Genomic DNA, 10,875 nt, shown 5'->3' with positions numbered 1-10,875 from the left:
AACACATTTGAAATATAAGAAGATATATTTTATTGAATATCTATTTTTTTGATACCAAAAAATGTATTTCTTTTGTATTATGGCTCCTTATACATGCCGTAAGAGATTTTGTGTAGAAAGCCTCTCTTTAATGAGAATATTATGAGTCAAGTTACCTTAAAAGATATAGCTTCCATACTGGGGGTTTCGGTCACCACGGTATCCAAAGCACTAAAAGACTACCCGGATATCAGCAATGACACCAAGCATGCGGTAAAACTTTTGGCAGAAAAGCTGAACTACAAGCCCAATATACATGCTGTGACATTGCGTAGCAATCAATCCAAAACCATAGGGGTGATCCTGCCCAAAGTAGACCACCAGTTTTTTGCGGAGACCATTACCGGTATTATTTCCGAAGCTAACATACACGGTTACCAGGTTATCGTTTTGTTCTCTGATGAATCCATGACTATGGAAGAAAAACAGGTAGACCTGCTTCTCGAAAAAAGGGTGGATGGCATTCTGATGTCGCTCGCTAACGAAACCAACCGTTACGATCACCTGCACAAGGTCGTCAAAAATCAGGTTCCTCTGGTGTTATTCGATAAAATCACACGTCAGGTAAACTGTTCCAAAGTGATCATAGATGATGAAAAGGCGGCTTTTAAAGCTGTTGAACATCTTATAAAAACAGGTTGTCGGAAGATCGCTCTCTTTGGCGGGCCCAGGTTTCCAAGCAACTACAATTCCCGACTGAAAGGATATACCAAGGCCCTGGAGAAACACGGAATAACTCCGGACGAATCGCTGGTATATATCTGTGAAGATCTGAGTATCGCCGAAGGAAGAGAAAATGCCGAGGAATTACTACAGGTACACCCGGACACCGATGCTGTTTTTTGCATTACGGACCATATAGCTCTCGGTGCCATTTCTTACCTGAACGATGCCAGTATTTCCATTCCGGACCAGGTATCCGTCATGGGGTTCAGCAATTGGCTCATAACCCCGTATATAAAACCCCACCTTTCTACAATAGACCAGCCCAGTGTCCAAATAGGCAAGGAATCCGCTTCCCTGCTCATTGATGAGATACATCGCAAGAACAAAAAGTTACCGGTGGAATTCTATGAGATCAAACTACAGACACACCTGGTATTACGGGAAACTACCAAGGCCATTGTAGTTAATAAGTAAGAAAGGTATCAGGATTTTTTCAAAAATTTTATATTCCGCTTCAGCCCTTCATACTTTGTGCGTTTCACGGCAGATTTCCTGAAAATTTCCCGGAAGACATCCTCTGTAATCTCCTCCCAGTCCTTTTTGTTCATTTTCAACAGGTCCGGATGCGGATCAAAAAGAGGTTCACTATGGGCTTTGGAAAAGCGATTCCACGGACACACGTCCTGACACACATCACATCCAAACATCCAGTCGTCCAGCTTTCCATCAAGTTCAACAGGGATATTACCTTTCAGTTCTATGGTAAAATAGGAAATACATTTGCTTCCGTCCACCACCATCGGTTCTACAATGGCCTGGGTGGGACAGGCATCTATACAGGCCGTACAGCTACCACAATGGTCCGTTGTGACGGGATGGTCATATTCCAGTTCCAGATCTAAGATGAGTTCGGCGATGAAAAAGAAAGACCCTACCTTTTTGGTTATCAGGTTGCTGTTCTTTCCTATCCAGCCTAACCCGCTCCGGGTTGCCCATGCCCTGTCCAGTACCGGTGCGGAATCCACAAAGGCCCTGCCGCCTACTTCCCCTATCTCTTCCCGGATAAACTCCAAAAGCTGTTTTAATTTATCCTTGATAACAAAATGATAATCATGACCGTAAGCATATTTGGAGATCTTAGGGCTATCCGTATCCTGAGATTGCACCTCTTCCGGAAAATAATTAAGGGTAAGGGATATAACGCTTTTTGCTCCGTCTACCAGTAGCCGGGGATCCAGCCGTTTGTCAAAGTGGTTTTCCATATATCCCATTTCGCCGTGCATATTCTGCTTCAGCCATTGTTCCAGGCGAGGGGCTTCTTCTTCCAGGAATTCCGCTTTGGATATACCACAGGACATAAAGCCGAGGCGTTTTGCTTCGGCTTTAATACTTTCTGTATACCTGTGTTTTATATCGATCATGTGGTTGTGTTCTCTACGGACGGGACAAAGATACTTACTTCATCACAATAATCCGAAACATGACAAGAGAACACCATCTCTATATCAGAACCCATACCGGATCCCCAATTGTATCTGGTAGGGATTTCCGGAGGGCGATGCCACCCCGGTATTGGGATTGACATTGTAATTATAAGTATTGGAATCCGTATCAAAACCCCCTATGGAGTAGATATTCTGGTTGCCTAGCGTTTTACGGGCACCCCACTTTTTATTCAGCATATTGGCCAGGTTAAACACATCGGCAGACAATTCCACGTACTGGGATTTAAAGGTGTTGAACCTTTTCCTGAGACTTACGTCCCAGGTGCCGAAGAAATCATTAATCCCGCCATTCCTCCCGGCAATTTTCCCGTAATTGTCCCGAATATAATCTTTCAGGTGCTCACTGGCCTCCGGATTGTTCAATATTTGTTCTATACCCTCCCTGTACGCTTCCGGCGTTGCAGCATTATTCGGATCAAAAATATAGGCCAGGTCATTGGAACTTACGAAATCTCCGTTTACGTTTCCGTTAACTATGAGGGAATAACGCGTACCTCCAAATCCGGAATAGCGGAAAGAAAGGCTAAAACCATGAAAGGTAGGTAATGAACCATATAATACCAGTTTATGACGAAAATGATTATTGGAGTAATTCATCTGCCCAAGGTCTCTCGGGTCGTCCGGGGTCATGGTCACCAGGGTTGCCGTATTGGCCACGTCCCCGTTAAAGCTGGTGTTGTCTTTAGTATCGTTCCAGGTATAACTGAAAGACAATATACCATCCTCAAAATATTGGTATGTCCCATCCAGTACAACAGCATAGTTGTTTACTTTTCCATCACTGTTCAGTTTCAACACACGTCCTACCCTGTCCGTTTTCCTGCCTTCCGCCCAGTTAGCCGCACCGTTGGAAGGGTCTATGGTATTGGCCGGTACATATACCCCCCGGTTCCCTTCGTCAGCCAAACGAAAATAAGGATCATCTACCATATTGGCATCAGTGTACATGTAGTTGTTCCTGGCAAAGGATGCATACAGGCTCAACCCCATTTTAAAACGATTGGTAATAAAACGATTATAGGAAAGGTTAGCTTTATAGAGTGTAGGTATCTTTACATCATCCCCATTCATATTTATGGTATTGACAGGAGTAATACCGAGTTCATCGAGTATTTCTGCTCCCGGGGCTGTGGAAGGATCTTCACGATATCCCGGAAAGTCGGGAGTGGGAATATCCACATCATTCCGGTTAATATCCACAGATGCTACACGGGTGCCATCAAACACCATATTGTTTATCATCACATAGTTATTGATATCCGCTCCGAAAATACCCGCTCCGAAACGCAAAATGTCTTTTTGTCTTTCCCCGATATCCCATGTGGCCTGTATCCTGGGCTGAAGTTGAAATGTGGTAAGGCTTTTATCGGTACGAAGCCCTAAATCTTCGTAGACAATTTCATTAAAGTTCGGCTTATCCATATAGTTGGTATAATCCGCCCGTATACCGGCCATGAATTCAAAACCCGGAAACAGGTTGGTCTGCATCTGCGCATAAGCACCGGTGGCAATGATATTTTGCTTAACCGCCGGATCATTCATTAAATTCACCTCCCGCACATAACGGTAGGGGTCCATGTTTTCAAAATCATCCAGTCCGGTAAAATAAAACCGTCCGTTCATCTCACTTCCGTATACGGACTTCATATGTGTATACATCAGGTCAACCCCGAAAGTATACTCTATTTTATCCGTGCTGTAGTACAGGTTATCCACAAGCTGGAATACATTGTTATAGAATGATTCCGGAATATAACGCTGTCCTCCGAGCTGAATGGTCGTAAATACATCGTTACCGTTTACCTGCGACTGCACCCGCTCTACAATAGCACGGGGAATATTTGCCGAAGGTATCTGGTCTCCCGGAAAAGCGCTTTCTGAAGTCCGCAGGTACTGGAACTTCAGTTCATTTGTCATTTTCGGGTTCAGTTCGGAGCGAAGGGAAGCCAGAAAACTGTTGTCCGTGGTACGCACATTACCGTAAACCTCATATAAGTTGATACTGCTGTTGTCCGAAATCCCCCTTTTATTAAGATCGAAAACGTAATTATTACGGAGCGTCAGGAGGTTCTTTTCATTCAACTGCCAATCGATACGGGCAAATACCGCATCTGTTCCCCGTTTTCTGTTGAAGGAGCCAAACTGCGGAGAATCGGCCACGCTATATTTACTACGTGCAATCTCAAGGAATCGATCGAGGGATTGCTGTGACACGTTATATCTGCGCTCGTCTTCCGGGGTACGTATATCGGCAATCTGTAAAGGATTGGTATCTTCCTGGTGGTCCCATGCCACAAAAAAGTGCATTTTATCTTTAATGATCGGTCCTCCGAGAGAAAAACCGTATTGGTAAGATGAAAAATCTTCATCACGTTTGTTGCCACGAATATCATTCGGACTGGATAACCAGTCGGTACGGGCAAAGGTAAACAGACTACCGGTAAGCGTATTGGTACCGGATTTGGTGACCGTATTTATGGACCCTCCTCCACTTCTTCCGTAGGTGACATCATACTGGTTGGTTGAGACTTTGAACTCACGAATGGCCTCCATAGAAATGGCATACGAACCACCACGACGATTTGCGGTACCTCCGGATGTGGGATTACGTGCCGACATTCCATCTACCGTAAAGTTTGTAGAAGAAGGCAGCTGCCCGGAGAGGCTGTTGCCCGTACTAAGCGGGGACAGGTCTATCAAAGAAGTGAAATTACGTCCGTTTACGGGTAATTTCTGAAGATCGCGGGAGGTTACCGATGTGGCTGCTCCGAAATTCTTTATTGTGTTCTTTAATTCGGAGGCCGATACCACCACTTCATCCAATGCTTCGGCAGATTCTTCCATTTTGAAATCCACCCGGAGTGCATCTCCCTGGTTCAGTTCGTATCCTGTTCTCGTCTGGGTTCCAAAACCGAGGTAAGAAACTGTAATCGTATAAGGCTTGCCAAGCGGAAGTTGTTTGAGACTGTATTTACCATTCATATCAGTGATGGTAGCCGTTGAAAACCCTGTGGATTCATTTTTCACCATGATGGAAACTCCCATCAAGGGTTCGGAAGTATGATCAACGACAGTCCCTTCAATAATAGCATGTGTAGTTTGTGCCGTTATCGTGAACACAGGACATGCCAACCACAATAACAGTAGTAAACGAATAGATTTCATATATAATAAGATTCAGGTTTATGAGGAGCAAAAATAGAACGGGGGCATTATGCGACTGTATTGTACGAATTAAATTAACGTAAACAATACAGTTATCATATTAAAAAAGGGGAGATCAATATCGTTAGAACAGTATTTTCAGAACAGTTCCCTCTGGGAACCGCCCTTGGTCCTGCCAAGATGTTTATAAGCGGCTTCTGTAACCTCCCGCCCGCGGGGGGTTCTCATAATGAACCCTTGTTGGATAAGAAAGGGCTCATATACCTCTTCGATGGTATCCGCGCTTTCGGAAACGGCAGTGGCCAGGGTAGTGATGCCAACGGGGCCTCCCTTAAACTTATCTATAATGGTAGAAAGTATCTTGTTATCCATTTCGTCGAGTCCGTAAGCATCCACATTAAGTGCTTTCAGCCCAAACCTGGCTATCTCTATATCAATATTGCCATTACCCTTGATCTGTGCAAAATCGCGTATCCTGCGCAATAAGGCATTAGCTATACGGGGTGTTCCCCTGCTTCGGCCGGCAATCTCTATTGCGGCTTCCAAAGTAATAGGTGTTTTGAGTATCTGAGCGCTCCGCTCTACGATAGTGGACAAAAGTTCGGTAGTATAATATTGCAGTCTGCTGGAAATACCGAAACGGGCACGCATGGGGGAAGTGAGTAATCCGGAACGCGTTGTTGCCCCTATTAGGGTAAACGGGTTAAGATTGATCTGTACGGTACGGGCATTGGGCCCGCTCTCTATCATAATATCAATCTTGTAATCTTCCATGGCCGAGTACAGGTATTCCTCTACCACAGGACTCAGACGATGGATTTCATCTATAAAAAGTACATCCCTTTCATCCAGGTTGGTCAATAATCCGGCAAGGTCACCGGGTTTGTCCAATACGGGGCCTGAAGTCACTTTTATCCCTACACCCAGTTCGTTGGCCAGGATATGGGCAAGTGTGGTCTTTCCAAGTCCCGGAGGGCCATGAAAAAGGGTGTGGTCCAGGGCATCCCCGCGAAGGTTGGCAGCTTTTACAAAGACCTTCAGGTTTTCCAATACCTGGTCCTGTCCGGCAAAATCATCGAAAGAAAGTGGCCGCAGCGTTTTTTCTATATCGATCTCTTCGGGAGAAAACTGGTCGCCTGTAGGATCCAAATACTCATTCATACGGACAAAGATAGCAGAAATGGACAACAAAAGAATTTATCTTCCCGGCTAAATTAATACACCACGCGTTAATCTTCCTATCTTTTGTGATAAAAATCGTAACTTCCCGTTATGTAATATAAAGATCATCTGCAATTTTATGGAAACCCAAAAATACTCTGCCAATATTGTCAAATATATCCCTTTCCTCTACGTCGTATGGGCCGATGACCTGTTATCGGCTTCGGAAATATCGGTATTTAAAAAGGCAGTTAAAGAAGATTCCCTAAGTAAGGAAGATAGAAAACTGATAAGTTCCTGGTTAAAAACCGATACCCCTCCACTTGACAAAGTTATTACTTCCTGGAAACACCTTATAGACCAATCGGGTATAAAACTTGTGGAGAGCGAGACCTATCCTCTTACCTCGTTCAGTATGAAATTGTCCCTTCCCGGGAACAGTGAAGAAGAGATGTTTGATGAATATCTCAAATCCATAGAGATCAACCTGGGAATGCAGCCCAATCATTACCGGCACCTGTTCGACATAACTACCCGACAATCCCCAAAAGCGGATTTCTATGATTCTATACAAATTGACGGGATTTTAAAAGGTGAACATGCCTCCCACATCGACGCCTTCCGGGAGTTCCTGTCCGATCCTCTTTTCCAATGGGAAATTTCAAGGGACAAAGACATGTTCCGGCTGCGAGTACTGGAACAGGTAAAATTTCTAGCTTCCGCAGGATATGGGGCCATGGCTTACGATAAGGAATACGGTGGAATAGGCAATATGCCTGCATATGCGGGTATCTTTGAAAACCTCATGTTCATAGATGGTAGTCTTACCATAAAATTCGGAGTACAGTTCGGCCTGTTCGGGGGAAGTATCCAGAACCTGGGTACCAAAAAACACCATGACCAATGGCTGAAAGCTACCGGATCAGCCAAAATACTGGGATGTTTCGCCATGACCGAAACCAGGCACGGATCCAATGTACGGGGCATTAAAACAACAGCCACCTATGTTAAAGAAACTGATAGCATTGTCATTGACACCCCCGGCGAGAACGACAATAAGGAATATATAGGTAACGCATTGCACTCCACCATGGCAACCGTATTTGCCCAACTAATTGTAGATGGCACTAATCAGGGAGTGCATGCCATAGTCGTCCGGATACGAGATGAAAAAGGTAACCTGACTCCCGGTGTACGCATCGAAGACAACGGGTACAAACTGGGGCTGAACGGCGTGGATAACGGTAAAATATGGTTCAAAAACGTAAGTGTACCGAGAGAGAACCTTCTCAACCGTTTCGGTAATATTGACAAGAACGGTAATTATACATCGGACATAGATAATCCCAACAAGCGATTTTTTACAATGCTCGGCACTTTGGTAGGCGGACGTATATGCGTGGCCAAAGGAGCGATAGGCGGAACTAAAATGGCCCTGGCAACCGCGGTAAAGTATGCTTTATATCGCAGGCAATTTAACAGCGGGGAAAGGGTTCAGGAAGACCTTATTATGGACTACCCTTCGCACCAATTACGCCTTATCGCCCCTATTACACAAACCTATGTTTACCACGTTACCCTCGAGCATATGATACGTTCTTACTCTTCAGCGTCAGAAGCATCGAGGAGGAAGATAGAAACCCAGGTAGCCGCTTTAAAAGCCCTCATAACCGATTTTTCCAACAAAGCAATACAGGAATGCCGCGAGGCGTGCGGAGGGAAGGGATATCTCCTCGAAAACCGCATTGGCGATCTCAAAAACGATGTAGACATCTTCACTACTTTTGAAGGGGATAATACGGTATTGCTCCAACTCGCAGCCAAAGGGGTACTCACCGACTTCAAATCGGAATTCAACAGTGATAGTTACGGAGATATTCTAAAACTGGTTGGGACGCAGTTAAGCGACCGCCTGACCACTTTTAATCCCCTGTTTACCAATAATACGGATAAAGAACACCTGTTCCACCCGGATTTTCACCTCGAAGCTTTTCAGTACCGTGTACGCCGGCTAACGTTCACTGCCGCTTCGAGAATACGGCGTTACATTAAAAAGGGAGTCCCGCCACAGCAGGTGTCACTCAACATTCAGACACACCTTATAACCCTGGGAAAAGCCTATGGGGTTATGTTATCTTATGAAATATTTGCTGATTTCGTAAAACAAATAGAGGACGAAAAGATGCAGTTTATCTTCCGGAAGTTGGGGACGCTCTATGCCCTGTATCATATCCGGGAGAACGCTGCCTGGTACTTGGAACACGGTTATATAAGCAGCAATAAATCCAAAGCGATAAGACAACGGGTAGAAAGGCTATGTACGGAGCTAAGACCGCATGTGGTATCTTTAGTAGACGGTTTTGGTATTCCGGAACATTGCATGACGGCTCCTATAGGCAAGAAATAAGAAAGGCCCCGTTATCCGGGGCCTTCTCATATATTATATGATGATCTCAAATTCTAGTGGTTGAGCTCTTCTTCTCCTTCTTGTAAAGGTACGGTCTGCGGAACAAAATCCTGTCCGGGTATCACGTACTCTCCATCTTCATTAGTCTTACTGTAGTCATAAGCCCATCGGTGTACTTCCGGTATTTCACCCGGCCAGTTGCCGTGGATATGCTCTACAGGTGTAGTCCATTCCAGCGTATTGGATTTCCAGGGGTTCTTAGGAGCTTTTTCTCCGTAGAATATACTATAGAAAAAGTTATAAAGAAATACTACCTGAACCGCACCGGCTATAAGGGCAAATACGGTCATCACCACATTGATGTCCATAAGGTCATCAAAGATGGGGAAGTTGGTATTGGTATAATAACGTCTGGGCAGACCAGCCATTCCCACAAAGTGCATCGGGAAGAAAATACCGTACGCACAGACCGCGGTGACCCAGAAGTGTACATAACCAAGGTTTTTGTTCATCATCCTTCCGAACATTTTGGGGAACCAGTGGTAAACCCCTGCAAGAAATCCGTATATCGCGGAGATACCCATTACCAGGTGAAAGTGCGCTACAACGAAATAGGTGTCGTGAACGTTAATATCCAGGGTACTGTCCCCAAGGATAATACCGGTAAGGCCTCCGGTAATAAAGGTAGACACCAATCCGATGGAGAACAACATGGCAGGGTTCATCTGTAGGTTTCCTTTCCAAAGAGTGGTGATATAGTTAAATGCCTTTACCGCAGATGGTATGGCGATCAATAATGTTGTAAATGTAAATACCGAACCGAGGAACGGGTTCATCCCGGACACGAACATGTGGTGCCCCCAGACGATTGTTGAAAGGAATGCAATAGCCAATATGGATGCAACCATAGCCCTGTACCCGAATATGGGCTTACGGGAATTAGTCGCGATAATCTCGGATGTGATACCCAATGCCGGTAACAATACGATATATACTTCCGGGTGACCGAGGAACCAGAAAAGGTGTTCGAACAGTACCGGCGAACCTCCCTGATGGTGTAATACTTCTCCCTGGATAAATATATCCGAAAGGAAGAATGAAGTACCGAAACTACGGTCAAAAATAAGCAGTAATGCAGCCGAAAACAGTACCGGGAAAGAAACCACCCCGATAACCGCTGTAATGAACAGGGCCCACATGGTGAGTGGCAACCTGGTCATAGACATCCCTTTTGTCCTGAGGTTTAATACAGTAACGATATAGTTCAGTGAACCGAGCAGGGAAGATGCGATAAATATGGCCATGGAAACAAGCCATAACGTCATTCCCAATCCGGAACCACCCTGCGCCTGTGGCAACGCACTCAGCGGAGGATAGATCGTCCATCCTGCAGCAGCCGGCCCCGCTTCCACAAAAATAGAAGCCACCATGATCACACTGGAAATAAAGAACAGCCAGTAAGAAATCATGTTCATAAATCCGGATGCCATGTCCCGAGCACCGATCTGCAACGGGATCAACAGGTTACTGAACGTACCGCTCAATCCGGCAGTCAATACAAAGAATACCATGATGGTGCCGTGAATCGTTACCAAAGCCAGGTAGATATTCGGGTCCATTACTCCTTCCGGAGCCCATTTACCAAGCAGTATTTCAAATATTTTAAAAGATTCAGAAGGCCATGCCAGTTGCATGCGGAACAACAAAGACATCAAGATACCGATGAAGCCCATGAACAAACCTGTAATGAGGTATTGTTTAGAGATCATCTTGTGATCATAACTGAAAATATATTTCGAAATAAATGTCTCTTTATGATGATGTCCGTGATCGTGTGCCTGATCCCCTGCGTGTGCTGTTGCTGTTGCTGACATAATCTATATACTAATCGTTTTCGTTACTGTTACTTTATTATTTTCAATATATACCCCC

General features: G+C 44.9%; 6 protein-coding genes. 2 read left to right on the top strand and 4 right to left on the bottom strand.

Going from position 1 to position 10,875, the window contains the following annotated elements:
- The first annotated feature begins 141 nt into the window (after positions 1-141).
- The gene (locus ACVBDY_RS19905) at positions 142-1,179 is read left to right on the top strand and encodes a LacI family DNA-binding transcriptional regulator (protein WP_447177217.1); all 1,038 of its coding nucleotides are present in this window, start codon (positions 142-144) and stop codon (positions 1,177-1,179) included.
- Between the two features lie 8 nt (positions 1,180-1,187).
- Here ACVBDY_RS19905 and queG read toward each other — a convergent pair whose 3' ends face one another.
- The 3 genes from queG to ruvB form a co-directional block, all read right to left on the bottom strand.
- Complete coding sequence (gene queG / locus ACVBDY_RS19900; RefSeq protein WP_447177216.1) at positions 1,188-2,126, bottom strand: tRNA epoxyqueuosine(34) reductase QueG; 939 nt, start codon at positions 2,124-2,126, stop codon at positions 1,188-1,190.
- Positions 2,127-2,210: 84 nt separating this feature from the next.
- Positions 2,211-5,375: a TonB-dependent receptor gene (locus ACVBDY_RS19895; RefSeq protein ID WP_447177215.1), complete on the bottom strand. Its 3,165-nt coding sequence runs from the start codon at positions 5,373-5,375 to the stop codon at positions 2,211-2,213.
- Positions 5,376-5,513: 138 nt separating this feature from the next.
- Positions 5,514-6,536, bottom strand: a complete 1,023-nt coding sequence (gene ruvB / locus ACVBDY_RS19890; protein ID WP_447177214.1) for a Holliday junction branch migration DNA helicase RuvB — start codon at positions 6,534-6,536, stop codon at positions 5,514-5,516.
- A gap of 139 nt (positions 6,537-6,675) precedes the next feature.
- Here ruvB and ACVBDY_RS19885 point away from each other — a divergent pair, with 139 nt between their 5' ends.
- Complete coding sequence (locus ACVBDY_RS19885; protein WP_447177213.1) at positions 6,676-8,943, top strand: acyl-CoA dehydrogenase family protein; 2,268 nt, start codon at positions 6,676-6,678, stop codon at positions 8,941-8,943.
- A gap of 53 nt (positions 8,944-8,996) precedes the next feature.
- On the opposite strand, the gene ACVBDY_RS19880 is transcribed toward ACVBDY_RS19885, so the two are convergent.
- The gene (locus ACVBDY_RS19880; protein ID WP_447177212.1) at positions 8,997-10,817 is read right to left on the bottom strand and encodes a cytochrome c oxidase subunit I; all 1,821 of its coding nucleotides are present in this window, start codon (positions 10,815-10,817) and stop codon (positions 8,997-8,999) included.
- Positions 10,818-10,875: the final 58 nt, after the last annotated feature.

The organism is Sinomicrobium halophytocola (assembly GCF_052983395.1).
This window is presented reverse-complemented; position numbering and strand designations above follow the sequence as displayed.